At 49.5% G+C, this 17146-nt stretch carries 13 protein-coding genes; 6 read left to right on the forward strand and 7 right to left on the reverse strand.

Annotated elements, in window-relative coordinates:
* Positions 1 to 11: 11 nt before the first annotated feature.
* The 6 genes from tnpC to ACYZTX_RS12540 form a co-directional block, all read right to left on the reverse strand.
* Positions 12 to 1565 carry an IS66 family transposase gene (gene tnpC, locus ACYZTX_RS12515; protein WP_462033115.1) on the reverse strand — a complete coding sequence of 518 codons (1554 nt, stop codon included), beginning with the start codon at positions 1563 to 1565 and terminating at the stop codon, positions 12 to 14.
* Positions 1566 to 1582: 17 nt separating this feature from the next.
* Complete coding sequence (gene tnpB / locus ACYZTX_RS12520) at positions 1583 to 1942, reverse strand: IS66 family insertion sequence element accessory protein TnpB (protein WP_412041168.1); 360 nt, start codon at positions 1940 to 1942, stop codon at positions 1583 to 1585.
* 673 nt (positions 1943 to 2615) lie between these two features.
* Complete coding sequence (locus tag ACYZTX_RS12525) at positions 2616 to 4499, reverse strand: AAA family ATPase (RefSeq protein WP_462034282.1); 1884 nt, start codon at positions 4497 to 4499, stop codon at positions 2616 to 2618.
* Positions 4500 to 4570: 71 nt separating this feature from the next.
* The gene (locus ACYZTX_RS12530; protein ID WP_462034283.1) at positions 4571 to 5092 is read right to left on the reverse strand and encodes a hypothetical protein; all 522 of its coding nucleotides are present in this window, start codon (positions 5090 to 5092) and stop codon (positions 4571 to 4573) included.
* Positions 5085 to 6326: a hypothetical protein gene (locus tag ACYZTX_RS12535; protein WP_462034284.1), complete on the reverse strand. Its 1242-nt coding sequence runs from the start codon at positions 6324 to 6326 to the stop codon at positions 5085 to 5087. Before ACYZTX_RS12535 ends, ACYZTX_RS12530 begins: the two co-directional genes overlap by 8 nt.
* Before the next feature lie 623 nt (positions 6327 to 6949).
* Positions 6950 to 7999, reverse strand: coding sequence for a helix-turn-helix transcriptional regulator (locus ACYZTX_RS12540; protein ID WP_462034285.1), 1050 nt, complete (start codon positions 7997 to 7999; stop codon positions 6950 to 6952).
* A gap of 88 nt (positions 8000 to 8087) precedes the next feature.
* Between ACYZTX_RS12540 and ACYZTX_RS12545 the strand changes: the two genes are divergently transcribed.
* The 4 genes from ACYZTX_RS12545 (at position 8088) to ACYZTX_RS12560 (ending at position 12273) form a co-directional block, all read left to right on the forward strand.
* Entirely contained in the window at positions 8088 to 8948 is an 861-nt protein-coding gene (locus ACYZTX_RS12545; protein WP_462034286.1) for a tetratricopeptide repeat protein, read from the forward strand.
* 101 nt (positions 8949 to 9049) lie between these two features.
* On the forward strand, positions 9050 to 9355 hold the full coding sequence (locus ACYZTX_RS12550; protein WP_462034287.1) for a hypothetical protein: 306 nt from the start codon (positions 9050 to 9052) through the stop codon (positions 9353 to 9355).
* Between the two features lie 258 nt (positions 9356 to 9613).
* Positions 9614 to 11170 (forward strand): hypothetical protein, encoded by a 1557-nt coding sequence (locus ACYZTX_RS12555; RefSeq protein ID WP_462034288.1) that lies wholly within the window; start codon positions 9614 to 9616, stop codon positions 11168 to 11170.
* On the forward strand, positions 11170 to 12273 hold the full coding sequence (locus ACYZTX_RS12560) for a hypothetical protein (protein WP_462034289.1): 1104 nt from the start codon (positions 11170 to 11172) through the stop codon (positions 12271 to 12273). Before ACYZTX_RS12555 ends, ACYZTX_RS12560 begins: the two co-directional genes overlap by 1 nt.
* A 98-nt stretch (positions 12274 to 12371) precedes the next feature.
* Here the strand turns inward: ACYZTX_RS12560 and ACYZTX_RS12565 are convergent, their stop codons facing one another.
* Entirely contained in the window at positions 12372 to 13244 is an 873-nt protein-coding gene (locus ACYZTX_RS12565) for a helix-turn-helix transcriptional regulator (RefSeq protein WP_462034290.1), read from the reverse strand.
* Between the two features lie 107 nt (positions 13245 to 13351).
* On the opposite strand from ACYZTX_RS12565, the gene ACYZTX_RS12570 reads away from it, so the two are divergent.
* Both ACYZTX_RS12570 and ACYZTX_RS12575 read left to right on the forward strand, forming a co-directional pair.
* The gene (locus tag ACYZTX_RS12570; protein ID WP_462034291.1) at positions 13352 to 13609 is read left to right on the forward strand and encodes a hypothetical protein; all 258 of its coding nucleotides are present in this window, start codon (positions 13352 to 13354) and stop codon (positions 13607 to 13609) included.
* Between the two features lie 105 nt (positions 13610 to 13714).
* Positions 13715 to 17119: a TM0106 family RecB-like putative nuclease gene (locus ACYZTX_RS12575; RefSeq protein WP_462034292.1), complete on the forward strand. Its 3405-nt coding sequence runs from the start codon at positions 13715 to 13717 to the stop codon at positions 17117 to 17119.
* Positions 17120 to 17146 lie beyond the last annotated feature (27 nt).

Raw genomic sequence — 17146 nt, forward strand, 5'->3', positions numbered from 1 at the left:
GGGCCTCTCGTTTACCGTGGCATTTCCGGTGAGCAGTTCCACGGCAGCAAGGCTTCGTAGTCTTCCACCGACGAGGCATGCGGCAAGCGCTCAAGTACGTGGCGCAGCCACGTATAGGGCTCTTGGCCGTTGACTTTGGCGGTCTCGACCAAGCTATAGATCTGCGCACTGGCGGTGGCGCCTTTGGGTGTATCGCTGAACAGCCAGGCCTTGCGCCCAATCACAAACGGCTTTATTGCACGCTCCGCCGCGTTGTTGTCGATAGGTAAAAAACCAGCTTCAACGTAACGCTCCAGCCGAAGCCAGTTGCTCGCCAGATAATTAACCGCTTTACCCAGCACGCTTTGCGGTGTCACTTGGGACTGCGTTTTATCCAGCCAGCTTTTCAACTGGGCGAGGATCGGCAAGCTCTTTTCCTGCCGACCGATAAATCGCTGCTCGTCGCTGACGTCTTTCAGCTCACGCTCGATGCCATACAGCTTGTTGATCATCGTCAGCCCGATATCGGCACGCCCGGTCTTGCCCTTGGGCTGCACTTTCTGTGCTTCCACGAACTTGCGACGTACATGAGCCATGCACGCCAGACGTTCCACGCCCGGCTGCAACGCCAGCGCGTTATAGCCTGCGTAATCGTCGGTCATGACGTAGCCGCGATAACTTTCCAGCAGACGCAGCGGTACGTCCTGCGCACGGCTGGAGGTGTAGTCGAACAGCACGACTTTGCGATCCGGCGGGCCGCTTGCTTGCACCCACATCCAGGATTGGCTGGTCGGGTCTCGATCCGGCTCTTTGAGTACCTGGACGCGGGTTTCATCGCAGTGGATGACCGGACTTTCCAGCAACCGCTCGCGCATCAGATTCAATAACGGTTGCAGATGTTCGCCGCACTGGATAATCCAGCGGGCCAGCGTTTGGCGCGGGATTTCTATGCCATGTCGGCTTAGCACCGTTTCAAAACGATGCAGCGGCAAGCCATCGACATACTTGGTGGTCAGCAGCATCGCCAACACGCTTGGACTGGCCATGCTCTTTTCGATTAATTGAGCGGGCTTGTCGGCGGTGACCGGCGCTGTTTCACAGCCACGGCAGCCGTAAACCTTGCGGATATGTTTGATCACGCGGATCTGCATCGGCACGATGTCCAGCTGTTCGCTGGTTTCTTCACTGATCACATGCTTGCGGCAACCGCAGGCACAGGTCAGTTCGTGTTCGGGCAGTTCGTGGATGACTTCGATACGCGGCAGATCAGCCGACAAGGGTTTGCGCTTACCACGGCGTAGAGTCGGAGCAACGACTTCTTCGTCAGCGTCGCCGACTGAAGGCATCGGCTCGCTTTCGGGCTCGTTGAACAGTGCCAGTTGCGGTGTGTTGGGCTCGACCGTCTGCTCGGATTTGCGCCCGAAGATACGGTCACGCAACAGCTTGATCTGTTCTTTCAGATCAACAATGTGGGTGGCGTAAGCGTCTTTGACTTCCTGCTCGCGCGAGCGTGCTTCGTAACTCTCAAGCAGCATCTGTTTGAGCAGTACAGGATCGTCAGGAAGGTTTTCGGGCAATGGTCGCATGCCCTGGATTATACCCGTCAGGCAACAAACCTTGGAGTCAAAACCTTGTGCGGCCGGTTGCGCCAGAGGTCAAACCCATCCAGTAACCAGTTCAGTTCTTGCACCGTCAGCACGATGGCCTCATCCAGTTCATCGGGTGAAGTTTTGAACCGCTCGGACTCCAGACGCTTGAGCCAAAGGCAGAAGCCGTTGCGCTCCCAATACAACACCTTGACGCGGTTGCGGTGGCGATTCAGAAAAACGAAAAGCACGGGGTCAAACACCGCGACTTTGATATCCAGTTCGACCAGCGCAGCCAGGCCGTCGATGGACTTTCGAAAGTCCACCGGTTTGGGGTAGAGGTACACTTTTTCAACACTGGCATTGGGACGCATCATGGTGATGGGCTCCTGATGGAAATCGGGAGTACAGCATCCGTTGTCAGCTATTCGCTTGGAATGTGGGGTTCGTGGAGCGGATACTTTAGAAACATTTGGAACTGCACCCGCAAGTCGGGCGGCATGCCTGTTGACGTGAATAGGTGTTGCCCTAGCACCTCTTGGATATCTAAACCAGTTCGAAAGCTGAACCAGTTCTTCATCTGCATGGCGTACTGGCTGCCCTTAAAGATTTCAAGAATTTTATCAATGTATCCAGTATCGCCATGTTGAATCGCATGCAGCGCAGCATTGGTCGCCAAGTCGAGTATTAAGGATGAAAATGCCAGCTTTCAAAAATCAATAAACTCAAACACGTGCGGAGTCAGCAGCGCCGATAACAGTTCTTTGCTTTTGTCCATCGGGTGCTCCTGGGGTTTTATGAGTAAAAGGCGTTGGGTCCGCAACATACTCGATTCAGGCCGTCGTCTTTTAAAACTAGTATAAATTCATGTCTTGACTCTGAAGTCGCCGGCGTCTTGAGTGGATAACTCAAGCCGCACAGGTTGTTAGGCATAGCTGGTAAGGCCAGTAGCACCATTTGCCTGGGATCACAATCTGCTAGCGGGGCTTGGATGTAGACTTTGTAGCAGAAAATAATCTGTACGGCCTTTTTGATGCCTGGTACGAACCATTACTTACGCTTAAGCAATGCATCAGCTTTGGTTGGCATGTATATTTTTCTATATGGTTTAAATTCCTCCGGATATTTTCCGAGGCCAGTCGTCAGTATTACCTGGAACTGAATTTTAGATTTTTCTTTGATTTCTTCAATTTTTTTCAAGCAGATTTTTAGTTTGTCTAGTTCGATACCCGCCGTTTCAGGAGTGTCGATTAGCAAGAAACGTGGGAAGGGAACATCAGGGTCGTCAAGTGACATCTGAAGCAGAGTAAGGTAGTACATGAGTCTTGTTGATACGCTTGAACTATGTTCTTTGTATTCCCCTTCGTCGAGCACTGGAAGGTATGTGTCTGGGCTAATTCGAGCTGTTCTGCATTCGGCCAGTGTCTCAGTCATGAGTTTTTTATAAATAATGCTGAATTCGTCAACTTTATTTCTTATGTCCAATTTGGTTTGTGCGTCTAAGCCTTTTAAAGCTAGCTCGGATTTTTGAAATTCAGTTCTTTTTGAATCAAAGTCTGATTGAAAGATTTCTAGTTTGGATTCGATTGCAATAAGTTGGTGTAATCTGCTTATGTCTTCTCTCAAATCTAATATTTTGTCGTCGATGGTGTTGATTGTTTCTAAGTCCACATGTTCATCAATGTTGGAGATTTGTGAGCGCAATTTTTCAGTCAGCATGGGGATTGTGCTTTCGGAGTTTCGTACATCAATTCTAATGCCAGTGATTTCGGAATTGCAGTCAGTGATAGCGAGATCGATGGTGTCGAGTGACTTTATTTTTGATTTTAAGATATTTTTATATTCTAGCGACGTGTACGAAAAACGCTCGTACTGCTCCTCGTCAATTTCCGAGCCACAAACACAATGACCGCTGACGCGGTCAACTTTCGCCAGGCAGTACGGACAACTGTCGGAAGAGAAAAGATTCAGTTGGTCGTGGGAGTGTATGATTTTCGTTATCTGATCAATTTCTTTTTTTGCGCTTTCACGTATCAACGCTAATTTCTGCCTCTCTTCTAGTAGGTTAGTCAGCGTTTCCTTCTTCTCGCTGAGAATAATCTGAGCGCTCATCATTGCCGATTTGGTACTGGTAATGGCGGACTCTATCGCAGAGTCTGAACTTCTGTTGCGTTTGAATCTGGATCTGGTGTCATGTAATTTATTAAGCTGCTCTTCCTTTAAGTTGAGGTCGGTGACTAAAAAAGATTTGTTCTTGGGCGTATCGCCGTCGCCCAGCTCCTCAGCAAGTCGTTTGTACTCTCGAAGCAACCCGCTGGCTACATTTTTCTGTCTTTCAAGTGTCTTCGAGTTTATAATTGCTTTGTAGTAGTCTGAAAATGATTTTCCCACTAAAAGCTCAAATATAGCGCGGCGAAGTGTGCTTGAGTCTGATACGTAGTTATCTTGCTTGTCGATTTTTTTATAGATTTGTTTGGTGTCGGATTGTTGGTCTACATAAATGAGGCGGAAGATGTCGTAGGCGTTAATTTTGAACGATGAAATGCCTTGTTGAATATCTACGACAGAAATTCCCAGTTTCCCAAGAAGCCAGTCTGAATAGGTTTCAGGAGTATGTGCAGTCCTGTTTACAGGAAGAATTCTCAGATTCTGGCTGTCATAGTGATAGTGTGTTTTAGTTGTGCCGTCCGGTAAAGTCACCTCGCTGCAATTATAAGGCGTAATTGTAACGTCGTTGTCACCGATAAATCTTATTGTTTGAAAATTTTCACCGTTGAGGTTTAAAAAAAGCTCTACGAAGTTATCGCGATCTCCTGTGATCTCTTTGTGTGTTTCTTTTTCATCTCGGATGAATTCAGAAACTCGACCGCCGAGTGCGAAGTATATCAGGTTGCAAAACGTGGTTTTTCCGGTGCCATTGTCACCTTCAATCATAACAATATCCTGATCAAGATCAGGTGATTCATATTGGTAGATATTGCCCCTGTAATTGATTTTGGTTATTCTTAGAAATCCCATGTTTTGACCCCGTGAGCTTCGTAGATCTTTTGTATGGTTGTGTCTAGAGTAAGTCGAGTCAGTTGTTTGATCTGCGCAGTTGTTCGTCGAACATTTGAATATTCGCTATGAAAAAAATTCTTGTCAAAAAAACTCTTGGGGATTAGTTCGGAAAGGGATACATCGACTAGTGAGTTTATGTCTCCTTTTCGCAGTATGACAAATCCTGACTTTTCAAGTCTGAATAATATTTTCAGAATTTCACTTCTCCGGCTTAGACCGTTTGTATAGCTTTTGAATAGATATTCTTTGTCAATTCTGTTTAGATCTTTGCCTTCGGGGCGCTCAAGTATGCTAACTAATTTTTCTTCGGTGGCGAACTCAACCAAAAACGCTAGTTTTCTATAGTCCTTGAAGTAGCGCCCTTTCTTACAGCCAAGTGCGTCTAGGCTTACTAGTAGTGCGTATGTCGTAAAATAAAAATCATAGTCTGGCGAAAACATTATCCGCTTTTTAATAGCGTCAGTCATTGCTTACCCCGACGTCGAACGAAACAAAGCACTCGTCGTATAGGTTTAATATTATTTGCTCGATTGTGATGCTGTTAGATGCGGAGTATGTATAGTCGCGCTTCAAATTTTGCACGTTTTCTAATGCGATTTCTTTTATGGAATCCACAATTGGTTTGATATCTTTAAATTCTATCGGGGAAGTAATCGGTGCATGGCAGCTGTAGAACTCGTCGCAGGCTTCAAAAACACGGTACTTAAGAGACTTAAAGCTTCTATTGCTCTCGGTCTCCTCATGCTTCGACATACTTGCCATGCGAGCATATCGACCAGATTTCTTTTGATCATAATCTGCACATACATCAGACAATTTATTTTCTAGATTTCTTTTGTCTGATACCTTGTCTTTTTGCGTTTTCAGTTGAAGCCAAGCTGGATCAGTTCGATCATCCAATGGCTCAGACTCCACATTTTTAAAGACAAGTTTGACATCGGCAATATGTACGAATCGCTGATTTAGGTTCGGAAGATTTTGCCGCTCATCTAGGCACTCCATTAGAAGTGAAAATACGCACTCTTCTTTTTTTTCAGTGTGAATGTTTTGTAGAGAACTTTCTTTGATTGCCGACAGAACGGACTGTTTTAGGCTGATTTCGTCAGCTTGACCAAAACACCATTTAATTTTCCCCAGGAATTTTGACAGCTCTTGTAGTGTAAGAGCTTTAAGGTTCTCTAGGTTTCCAGTACTGTTTCTTTTTTCATACTGAGCTGAATATTCCTCAATCAAAGTGTCTTTGATTGTTTGCAGAGTGGTGTCAGCAATCTCGGAATTGTCTTTTAGTATTTCCAGTATCGGATCTTCCGGCAGTGTCAGATCGATGCCATTTTTGAGTTTTATTTTGTTTTCTTTGCCTATACCCGCGGTGGTATAAAATCCTAATAAAAGTCCTTCACTTTCCTGCCATTGTCCAAAATAAATATCCGAGAATGCCACAAGAGTGTTTAACACTTGATGCGAAAAGAGTGTGAAGTTTTTGTTGGGGTCATAGTTTTTATCTTCTTCAAGATAAGTCGATGTTCCCGATTCGCTGACTTTTATTATTGATACATCTTCAAGGACTTCGATAGATGCATAAAACATGACGCTGGCTGGGTTTTCGAGTTCTTCAATTATGTGTTTAATTGCTCGAATTTTTTGTAGGCGAAACCCTTTAGTTTTATCGGATGCGTCACGGTCTATGGTCTGCTGCGTCATCCGAGTTGTATTCCATTACAAAGTTGAAAAGCATGTGGTATGTACACACGGCGCTACGCTAGCAAATCCATTCTATGATGTCGACCTGATATCAGCTTAGACCCGCCACAAACGCCTGTTTTTTGATCACCTAGCTCTAGTGAGCACCAACATGTCACCACCCTGTTGGTAGCAGGCCCTGTCGAAGACTGCTTCGCGGTTTCGGGTATGGGCGCTCAGTTGTCGGGCACCCATTGACTCCAGGCAAGTTCTGTTGTGTGTCGGACGCTCGTCTCTATGACGCTTTGAGTGCGATGAAACAAGATCACAGCAAGCGTATAAGGCCGGTGCATCACGTCGCCGAGATCAACGATCAGGGCAAACATCCAGAGTTTGGTCAATGGGCAGGTATCACCCTCTGGGGAGTTCAAATGACCGCTGGAAACCAAGGGAAACATACAACCTTCTGAGCGCAGTGAACACGGAGGCAGGATTGACTGCTGGAACGACCAAATATGTCGCGATGAAGCGACGTAGCTCAGTATTGCGCGCCTGCACTTGCAAGCACTGGTGGATCCCAAATGCGAAGCTACTCAGCGAAAAATGTGTGGCTGAATTGAGGGGGCAGGTCCTGTGGGTACAACTCAATAGGCAGGAGGCATTTTACTGTTTTGGTATAGCGCCGCCATTTTTTGGATTTCCGCGTAGATTTCAACTCTCAGTTCCGAGGGGCTGAGCACTTCAACGCTCGGTCCTTGGCTCAGGATCCAAAGCCGTAAACCTTGACTCAAGTGCACTGCACAACTCAAGTGCCAGCGCCCTGCGTCATAGACTCGTAATTTTTGGTCTGAGCTGAGCGAGTTTTCGCTGAGGCGCTGAAACATATTTTCATCGACTAGCAACTCTAGCTGGATGGGATGTTCGTCCTCCAGCCCAATTAGGCTCTTCAGTGAACTGGTATTGCGGATGTCGTAATCAGCAGGTACTTGAGCCGGTTCAAAACCCGCCGTTTCAGCGGAATTGAAACGGTGCACCGGCCAGGCATAGGGAGTGGCCGGGTCTCTGCCGTCAACGATGAGCGATAGGTAGATGTTGGCGTCCTGAAAGGACAGTCCCAAAGGGGTTAACCGATAGGGCTTGGGGTGCAGCGCGCCGCGTGGTTGATAGAGTACATCCAGCTTGTTTCCTTCCAGCAATGCTTCTTGGATGGTTTGAAAGACCTGAGGGTCTATCAATCCTGGCTGTAAATTTTGGAAGCGGGAGTTGCTGATCACCTTCTTCGTCCAATCATGCAACCGGTGGGAGTGCTTGTTCAGAATGGCCTGGGCATGCTCGTACAGTTCCTGAAGATTCCCTCCAAGTGTACGACTGAGATATGGGCGCGCATGTTTGATGACCATAATCAAATTCATCGCGTCCGTTGGCTTGAGTACGAACCTCGACAATTCTTTATCGGCCCAATACACATACTCACGCCCCTCTTTTCTTCTCTTAATGCCGTATCTTTTATCGTCGATCAGCGCTTTAAGGTTGCGTTGAATCGTCCGGTCATCAACCGCCACATCCTGCGCCCTCAGCCGTTGTTGGAACTGCGCCACGCGCAGTCCAGTGGCCGTTGTATTACCGCGCGCCGTCGGGATCATGGCCAAGAGCAGCTCCAGACGAAATTTTTCTTCCAGCCGTTTTCCTGACATGTGAATGCTCCCTAAATGGCGACACAATTTGTCGTTCAGAGGGTGGATGATTCGTCTTGAGAAATCAATGTGATGCCGGAGTCGAGAAATGGCGATGCCCAAGCCTGCCAATGTCGTCAACATACTTGAAGCTTTTCTGGTCGCGCCTGAACTGCTGGAGTTCCAGGAGACCAGTGAAAATGACGGTCTGGGGGCCGGGTTGGGAATGCCGACGCTGAGGATTGTTGAGATGTATGAGCGTTATGGGCTGGTGTCATACGCTGAAGTGAAGGCTATGAATCCTTTAAAAGCAGTCTTGCCGCGAGAATCATTTCTCCTGCTATATGCGCAGCTTCGACGAGCAGCTCTCGAACATGATGCAGATGCGCTAAATGACCTCGGTTGGTTATGGCTGGATGGGCGCACGTTGATTGAGGATCCAGCGATTGCCCTGCACCTTTTTCGGCTGGCTGCGGCGGACGATTTACCTGAAGCCTTTTTCAATCTAGGGCAGCTCTATACCTACGGAATAGGTGTCGCCGTCGATGAGCAAATGGCCCAGCGATGGCTGAAAAAGGCGTTTAAAGGTGGGATCCGCGAGGCAGCTTTGGAGGTCGCGTGGCTTTACGACGCGCGGGATCGAAAAGGCAGTTGTGAAGCTTCACAGGTTGAGGCCGATAACCGGAAGGCATTTCGTTGGTACCGAAAAGCCGCTCGTGCCGGTGACACTGCGGCGTTTGCACGCCTTGGGAAGAGTTACCTGGAGGGCAATGGCGTTTCGCGTCACGTCTCAAAGGGACTTTTTTGGTTGCAGCGAGCGGCGCTCAATGGTGATGCAGCGGCTGCTGATGCCTTGGAGTATTTTTACGAGGATGCCCTGTACATGCCGGATCCTCAAGGACGTATGCGTTTGTTCTGGGCATCGTATGCCGAAGATCTGCGAGAACCTTTTGAGAGCCCGTCGCGTTGATTTAGGGTAAATGAGGGGGGCTTCCATTGTTTGGCCTGGACATCCACTGATGGTCTCCAGTTTTTTACTGTGTATTGGATGAAAAAATTTAAGGACGCGTGATGATTACGTTGAGAGATGGCGGCTCATTCAGCATTGATGCTCTGGTTTCAAAAGTTGAGGCCTTGGGCGGTTCCATGGTGCTTGGGCCGATCAAGGCTGCGTTGACCGATCACAAGAAGCCGGACTCATTGGATTACTGGATCAGAACCAATGGGGCTCATCGCAAAAACCAGATGCAAGCGGAAACGCAGGTAGTCGACCAGTTGGTTGCCACTGGCCGTTTTAGTCGGGTGAACATGAGCTGTCCAACAACCGGACATCGTTGCAAGGGACTGATTGTGATCTCTAAGCTTTTCCCTGAATAGCTAACTGCACTCACGAATGAGTGCCATTGCTTTGAAAAACTCTGTTTGAACCCAGCCCCTTTCTTGGCGGAGGACAAGCAAAGTGTGGCCAGCATCAGGCTTCGGTTTATGAAAGGTTAGACCGATGGCGGGTTAAATTTCGGGCTTTATGTCTTTGATTGGATGCTCCTAACGATCAAGACAGCGCTAGACACCATGACGAGCATATGGATATTGTTAGAGGCATGGCATTTTGAGATCACTACAATGCAGAGCGGCATGCAAGAAATGATTATCGAAATCGACGCGGACGTTGAGGCGTTGATCAGAGACATAAATGCTGCACCAAATGGGCAGCAACAAACAGACTTCATCGATTCGTTTCAAAAGATGATGATCGATCAGTTGATGGGGCCGTTCGGATTGACTGCTGCGATGTTCGAGGATCGCGATGGCGGCGCCATTACATCTCTGCATAACTTCGAAAAAGGGGTCGTCGCCAACGACGCAGATGAAAAACGTCATGCGGGCTGGCAGGAGGCCCAAAAGGAATCGTTTCAACGCAAGGATTACGATGCTGCGATGGATGCCGCCCACTCCGACATGAGTAGTGCCGACGGCAAGTTCTACGACGCGTACAAGAAGCCTGAGACGGAGTTTGCCGAAGGCCCGAGAATGACTGCACGGGATCACGTTACCAGCGCCAGCGAAATCGAGAGGTCTACGCGTGGTCACCTGGCACAAACACGTGAAGAGCGTGTGGCAACAGCAACGCAAAAAGAAAACGTCGTCCTGACATCTTTCAATATGAACTCCTCGAAACAAGAGTCCGATCTGAAAGTGTGGGCGGCAGGAAAAAACAGTCAAGACCCGAGTAAGACCAACGCTGAATATTACGATTTGGATCCGCAGGCAATAGATACGGCCTACGAGAAGTCCAAAAAAGCAGTGGAGGGGGTACAAAAAAAGGCTGTCTTTGACAAGCAAATGGGCGAATTACTGATCGAGGGCAGCGCTGCGGCGGGTAAGCTTGCCCTTCGACAAGTACTGGGTTTACTGCTCAAAGATCTAATCGAAGGTTTGATTCAGGATGTACGGTATCTGGTCAAAGAAGGCTTTGATGGCGCCAAATCGCTGCTAACTTTGGCTGAAGAGCGAATCAAGTCGACTTACGAAAAAATTAAGTTGAAGTGGGCGGAATACCTGAAAGAAGGTGTTAGCGCGGGGCTAACGGGCTTTCTCTCAAATTTGATCACGTTAGTCATCAACTCCTTTATCACTACCGCAAAAAATGTGGTGCGGATGCTTCGGGAAGCGATACTTTCGATTGTTCGGGCGATCAAAGTGATTGTTTCCCCCCCGAAAAGCATGGCCCGTGGCGATATAGCCATGGAGGTGCTTAAAATTCTCTCGGGCACTGTCGTGCTGTGTCTCGGTATTGCGCTTGAGGAGGTCATCCAGAAAGCGTTGGAAGCCGTACCACTGCTACTGCCTTTTGCTGCGACACTGGCCCCGGTTATTACCGGTGTCATTACCGGTGCCTTGACGCTTTTCACCGTCTTAGCTTTTGACCGGTTAAAAAGTGGTATCGCTTTTCGCAACAAGGCGCTGGCCGATACCCATCGTGGTCAGCAGGTCAATCTGTTGAGGGTCAAGCAAACAGTAGTGATGATCGATAGGGCTTACAGCCACATGATTGTCTCGACTCAAGTCATGCGAGCACAATTCGAAAGCGACTGGCTCGAAGTAAAAGACGCCAAAGTCGTAACGCAACACCGTCTAAACGACTACCGAAATTCTGTAAACAGCCTGGATGATTTACTGGAGCTATTTTAATGAGCGCGCAAGAACTGATAATCAAGGAAGATCTGACCCCAGTCAACATCGCTTCAGGTCTTCTGGATGTAATCAAGGATATTGAGTTAAGCATCGAAAATGCCAGTAGTCATGTTAGCGCTATAGAAAATCGAGGCTGGTTCAAAAGCACCTTCTCCAGTGCTAAAACCGATTTGGTGGACATCTCCAAGTCTCAGAACAAAATCAACGACCTCATGCTGGGCTTAATTCAAGAGGTCATTACCCTCAACACTATGAGCTACTCGTTCCTTGCCGCAGTAATCTGCGAGCTGGAAGAGCGCGCCAAAATGGGCTGGACGGATAGCGAAGGCCGTTTCCAAGAGCTTTCCGAAACTGGCCAGGGTTTTGCGGACAAAGCCCAATCCATTTTTCGAAAAATTGCCGAAGGTTCGAAGTCTACTCAAGACCGTATTGAACTCAATAAACAGAACATTGAAGAGGTCAAGAGTGCCCTGTCGGTAAAGAACGCGCTGGACACACAACAAAGTCAGGATATCGACAGAATCAAGACCGCGCTCGAACTCAAGACTGAACGCTTGGCCAGCATCGATACTTTACTCAATCAAAAAAGCACCCTTGATGAACAACAGGATCATGCTATCCAAACCATTCTGGTGGAGTTGCAGGAAAACGGTCGTGTCGATCAGGAGCGGGCGCAAACCATTGAGCGCAACAGCGGTGACATTGAAGCGATACAATCTACTTTATCGCTGAAAGTGGAGGAAATCGCACGTCAGGAGCTGCATTTGGGAGCAGTCGATACATCGTTGACCCAAAATGCTGAACAAATAGCCCGCCTGAACGAGCTGCTCAATGAACAAAATGTGCTGAGTGAGAAACGAGACAACGCCATTCGAGCGATCCTGGAGACGCTACAAAAAAGCAGTCGTAGTGATCTCACACGCGCTCAGGCCATTCAGGTGCTGGAACGTGAGGTGCTGGAGTTTAAAGAGCGATTAGTGGTTCAGGAAAACCGCTTTGCACGTTATTCGTCGCGTACTAATCGCCTGCTGGTGGCTCTTGCCGGTTCTAGTCTAGTGATGGCTACAACACTGGTACTCAAAGGGCTAAGCGTGATTTGACGTGTAACAGCATTCTTGCAGCCCCTTCGATACTACACGCTCGTGCAGTATTGAAGGGGGGAGGAGCTGTGGGGTTTACGCAAAATAGGTTCGAATCATCAAACGTAAAGCCAGCGCCCAAGCTCCTCCAGGTTTGCCACCACTATCTGTTGTGCCGCTGCTTTGGCCTGTATTTTCGTGGGGTCTATTTGATAGCGCTGTAAAATGTACTGTACCAACGCCCCTCGGGTGCGTATCAACAGTTGGCCGTTTTGCATGCCGTAATCTGCTTCAATTATCAGCTTTTGCTCAGGTTTTAACCTTCGATCAGGCTCAAAAATCACATCTATTTCGGCCATCCAATCCACATCGGCCTCACGTTTATGATCGGACGCATGGATTAAATCCGGTACGCCGCGAAAGCGACTCAGAACAAAGTCTCGAAAGTCACCATTCTTTTCACAGTAAGCGCGTACGTGCCAGCGCATCCCGGTAAATACCAGTGTGTGCGGCACGATCACGCGTGTTTCCGGTTTGGGGTTGGCCAAGGACACATAGTCCGTTTCAAGCCGTAGACCTTCACGACAGGCCTGCAAAATCGGTCGCAATATTTCGGGGCGAATGCTGCGATCAGGGATGAGCAGCAGTTCAGTGTGCGCATAAGCAAAGGCCAGTCCTTCGATATGCGCGGCACGTTCCCGATTCTGGTTGAGCAGGTGCAGGTAAGCACTGGCGCTTCCATCGATGAATAGCGGTTTGAACACTTTGCTTGGTTTGTAGCCTTTCAGATGTTTGTCATATGTAAGGTTTTTAGGCGCATGTTCGGTCAGGTAAGTGTTGATGTCTTTTGAGGCTTGCTGCCGACTGATGCCAAAGCTCTGCATCAGGTGACCAGTAGTCAGGCGGCCTTCCCACCAGGCAATGGTCTCGATGAGTCGGTAGCGTAATGCCAGATCCCAGCGAATCTGATTTAACTGCTGCTTACGTTTCATCGGTTGAGTACCTGTTCCATTTGTTTACCTGTACAGGCAAACATTATCGACGTGTCATAAAAGACTACATATCTTGTAACCGTCGAACAAGCGAAGGAAGCTACAAAATGGATGCGATGAGCTGGTATTGGTTGAGCATGGGAGGGGCGATGCTCATGGTGGCAGTCATGGCGTTATTGCTGTGGTTGCAGTGGCAGCATATTGATGTGCAAAAGCGGGAGTTGATGGTGCTGCGCAACCTCTTGAACAACATCGGCGCAGTCATTCGACAGCTGGAGTTGGAAAGAAAGGAATTGACTGCGGGATTGCGGGCTGAACGCGCCCATGTCGAGCAGCTCCAGAGAAAACTTTCGTTAGTGCAGTAATTCGTTCCGCGCGTTTAGTTAGCTGGGATTATGGAGAGCCTTCTGGCACTCGATACGATGGGCGCCTCGCCATGCAGGGGCAGTTCGCTGCAAGGGAGAGTGTGTATGCAAATCGTCGATGGTGTCCGGCTTTACTCCGCTTCAGATCTCTGCGGTTTTCTAGAATGCGAGCACCTGACGGCTCTTGATATGGCCCATCTGCTATCGACTATGGAGAGGGCACCAGAAACGGAAGAAAACCGCCTGATTCAGGATAAGGGACTTGAGCATGAGGCGGCCTATCTTGAACGGCTGAAGCTCGCGTATCCCTTCGTGGTCGATATCGCTGCGAGCGGCGCGCGGTCTATCTCAAAGAAGGTCGAGTTGACACGGGAAGCGATGCAGGCCGGTGCCGATATCATTTTCCAGGCGACGTTACAGGACGATGTTTTTATTGGTCATGCCGACTTTCTCCGAAAGGTAGCACTGCCCTCAGATCTTGGTGATTACAGCTACGAAGTGATCGATACCAAACTGGCGAAAACACCCAAAGCAAAGTTCATTGTCCAGTTAGCGCTGTACTCCCAGCTGCTGGTTCCACTGCAAGGTATTCGTCCTCACTTCATGCATGTTGTGCTCGGTGATGCAGCGCGGAGCGAACGGCCATTTCGTGTGGCAGATTACTCCGATTATCTCGATCAGGTTCTTCAGCGCTTCGACGCTTTTGTCTCTGCCCCACAACCGTCAATCACCTATCCTGACTCTTGTGATCATTGCCGCTTTTGCGGATGGCGCGACCTTTGTACCATTCGACGCGAGCAAGATGATCATTTGTCTGCGGTCGCGAATATCAGCAAGTCCCAAATCAAAAAATTGCAAAGCGCCGGTGTTCAGACCTTGGAGCAATTGGCCAACATTCCGGAACGTATTTCAATTCCCAAACTAAACGGCGAGTCCTTGAATAAATTGAGGTATCAAGCCCGTTTGCAACACCAAGGCCGTCATAGCGACACACCAATTTATGAACTGTTGCCTCCGCAGGCTGGGCTACGTGGATTCGGCCGTATGCCTGAACGAGCGGAAGGCGATCTGTTTTTTGATATGGAGGGCGATCCGCTTGAAGAGGGTGGTTTGGAGTATTTATTTGGCTTGTACATTGATGAGTCAGGGAGCCAACGCTTCATGCCATTTTGGGGGCACTCTCGTTCAGGAGAAAAACTAGCATTCGAGGCTTTCATCGATTTTTTGATGGCGCATTTGGCGCGCTATCCGCAAGCCTACATCTATCACTACGCCAGCTACGAAGAGACAGCGATCAAGCGTTTGATGAGCCAGCACGGCACCCGTGAGACTCAAGTCGACTGGTTGCTGCGGAACGGCAAGTTGATCGATCTGTATAAAGTGGTGCGGGAGGCGATACGCGTTTCCGAACCGAGCTACTCGATCAAGTACATCGAACATTTCTACATGGAAAGACGGGTTGGCGAGGTGACCAGTGCCGGCGCGAGTATCGTGTTTTATGAGCGTTGGAAGCAGAGCGGTGATGCTGAACTGTTGGAAACCATTGAGCGCTACAACGAGGATGATGTGCGCTCCACTTACTTGCTGCGTAACTGGCTGCTTTCGATCAACCCCGCTGGCAGCAATATTGCCGCGAAGAATGTGGGGACCGTCGAAGTTGATCCTGTTGCCGTAGGGGCCAGCGAACAGGAGATTCGCCTGGAAAGTTATCGTCAGCGCCTTATTGGTCAGTTGCCGGAGGATGAATCGCAGTGGGATGACGAGGCGCTTGTCAGGGCGTTGGTTTTTCAGTTGCTTGATTTTCATCGGCGCACCGAGAAGCCGGTGTGGTGGGATATGTTCAAGCGTCAGGACATGGCGAGGGATGAGCTTCTTGAGGACATCGAGAGCCTGGCTGGGTTGACACGCACGACACAGCCACCCGTACCGGAAAAGCGCTCATTCCTTTATCAATACCGCTTCCCCGAGCAGGAGACCAAGCTGCGTATCGGGTCGCAGGGAATGGTGGTCGAAACACTGAGCGCGATTACTCTGCATGAATTGGACATGGAAAACCGATTGGCGACCTTTAAGGCCACTGCCGAACGGCAACCTCCCGAAGACTTTGATATGGGACCCGGTGGGCCAATTAATAGCAACGTTATTCGCGAAGCATTATTCCGCTACGCCGATGCGGTTCTGGCAGGTGGTGGGCATTTTCAAGCGGTGGAGGACTTTTTGTTTCGTCGCTCACCCAGAGTGATTGGCTTGGAAGCCGGGACGGCCCTTTTAGCGGCTGGACTGGATCCTCTCGATGCAGTCAAGCAGGTGGTGCGTAACCTCGACCATAGTGTGCTGTTCATTCAGGGGCCTCCGGGTGCTGGTAAAACGTATACGGGGTCTTACCTGATAGTTGATCTGCTGCAAGCTGGCAAGCGGGTCGGGATTACCTCTAACTCTCATCACGCGATCAACAACTTGCTTGCAGCGATAGAAACCTGTGCTGAGGCGTCTGGTTTCAACTTCGTCGGCTTGAAAAAATCCACTCAGGGGGCTGAGGAGAGTCGTTTTGCCGGGCGCTGCATCACGTCCCTAGAGGACAATACGAAATTGTTGGCCGCATGGAACTCGGGAGCAGGCCTTGTCGCCGGTACTGCTTGGCTGTTCGCGGATGAAGCATTTAGCGAAGCGTTGGATTACCTGTTCATTGACGAAGCTGGTCAGGTCAGTGTGGCCAACCTCGTGGCCATGGGGATGTCAGCCCGCAGTTTGGTGCTGATGGGCGATCAGATGCAGTTATCGCAACCGATTAAGGGGGCGCACCCAGGGCGCTCAGGAGATTCGATTCTGGATTATCTGCTCGATGGCGTGGCCACGATTCCCACGGATCGTGGGGTATTCCTGGCGCAGACATGGCGTATGCACCCTGAGGTGTGTTCCTTTATTTCCGATGCGGTGTACGACGGACAATTAACATCGGCCCCGGGAACCGAGCGACAAGTACTGGTGCTAGATGGCGAGCGTCCAGAGATACCCGATTGCGGGCTGTATTTTTGTGCGGTGGAGCACGATGCCAATAGCCAAAGCTCAGAGGAGGAAGCCGCTGTCGTCCGCGACCTCTACTGCTATTTCCTAGGGCAAACTTATGTAGATAAGGATGGCGAAGTGCACAGAGTCGACGTGGACAATATCTTGGTTGTCGCACCGTATAACCTTCAGGTGCAATTGCTCAAGCGGGAGCTGCCGGCCGGCGCCCGAGTCGGGACGGTGGACAAGTTTCAGGGGCAAGAGGCCGAAATTGTGATTGTTTCGATGGCCACTTCGAATGAAGACTATTTACCTCGTGATATTGGTTTTCTCTACTCAAAAAACCGCTTGAATGTAGCGGTCAGTCGCGCCAAAACCTTGGCCTGTGTGATAGCCAGCCCAGCCTTGACGGCCATCCGCTGCAAGACACCAGAGGAGATGTCGCTGGTGAATACACTTTGTAAGGTGGTCAAGAGTGGATCAATGACGCGCGACAGAGTGTAGAGCTGACGGTGCGCCGCTCCAACGGGC

The sequence above is a fragment of the Pseudomonas sp. MDT1-17 genome (genome assembly GCF_054898105.1).

Coding starts and splice junctions, on each gene's coding strand:
- ACYZTX_RS12550 (WP_462034287.1), top strand. CDS start 9,050: ATGATTACGTTGAGAGATGGCGGCTCATTCAGCATTGATGCTCTGGTT.
- ACYZTX_RS12535 (WP_462034284.1), bottom strand. CDS start 6,326: ATGACGCAGCAGACCATAGACCGTGACGCATCCGATAAAACTAAAGGG.
- ACYZTX_RS12530 (WP_462034283.1), bottom strand. CDS start 5,092: ATGACTGACGCTATTAAAAAGCGGATAATGTTTTCGCCAGACTATGAT.
- ACYZTX_RS12555 (WP_462034288.1), top strand. CDS start 9,614: ATGCAAGAAATGATTATCGAAATCGACGCGGACGTTGAGGCGTTGATC.
- ACYZTX_RS12545 (WP_462034286.1), top strand. CDS start 8,088: ATGGCGATGCCCAAGCCTGCCAATGTCGTCAACATACTTGAAGCTTTT.
- ACYZTX_RS12560 (WP_462034289.1), top strand. CDS start 11,170: ATGAGCGCGCAAGAACTGATAATCAAGGAAGATCTGACCCCAGTCAAC.
- tnpC (WP_462033115.1), bottom strand. CDS start 1,565: ATGCGACCATTGCCCGAAAACCTTCCTGACGATCCTGTACTGCTCAAA.
- ACYZTX_RS12575 (WP_462034292.1), top strand. CDS start 13,715: ATGCAAATCGTCGATGGTGTCCGGCTTTACTCCGCTTCAGATCTCTGC.
- ACYZTX_RS12525 (WP_462034282.1), bottom strand. CDS start 4,499: ATGATTGAAGGTGACAATGGCACCGGAAAAACCACGTTTTGCAACCTG.
- ACYZTX_RS12565 (WP_462034290.1), bottom strand. CDS start 13,244: ATGAAACGTAAGCAGCAGTTAAATCAGATTCGCTGGGATCTGGCATTA.
- ACYZTX_RS12570 (WP_462034291.1), top strand. CDS start 13,352: ATGGATGCGATGAGCTGGTATTGGTTGAGCATGGGAGGGGCGATGCTC.
- ACYZTX_RS12540 (WP_462034285.1), bottom strand. CDS start 7,999: ATGTCAGGAAAACGGCTGGAAGAAAAATTTCGTCTGGAGCTGCTCTTG.
- tnpB (WP_412041168.1), bottom strand. CDS start 1,942: ATGATGCGTCCCAATGCCAGTGTTGAAAAAGTGTACCTCTACCCCAAA.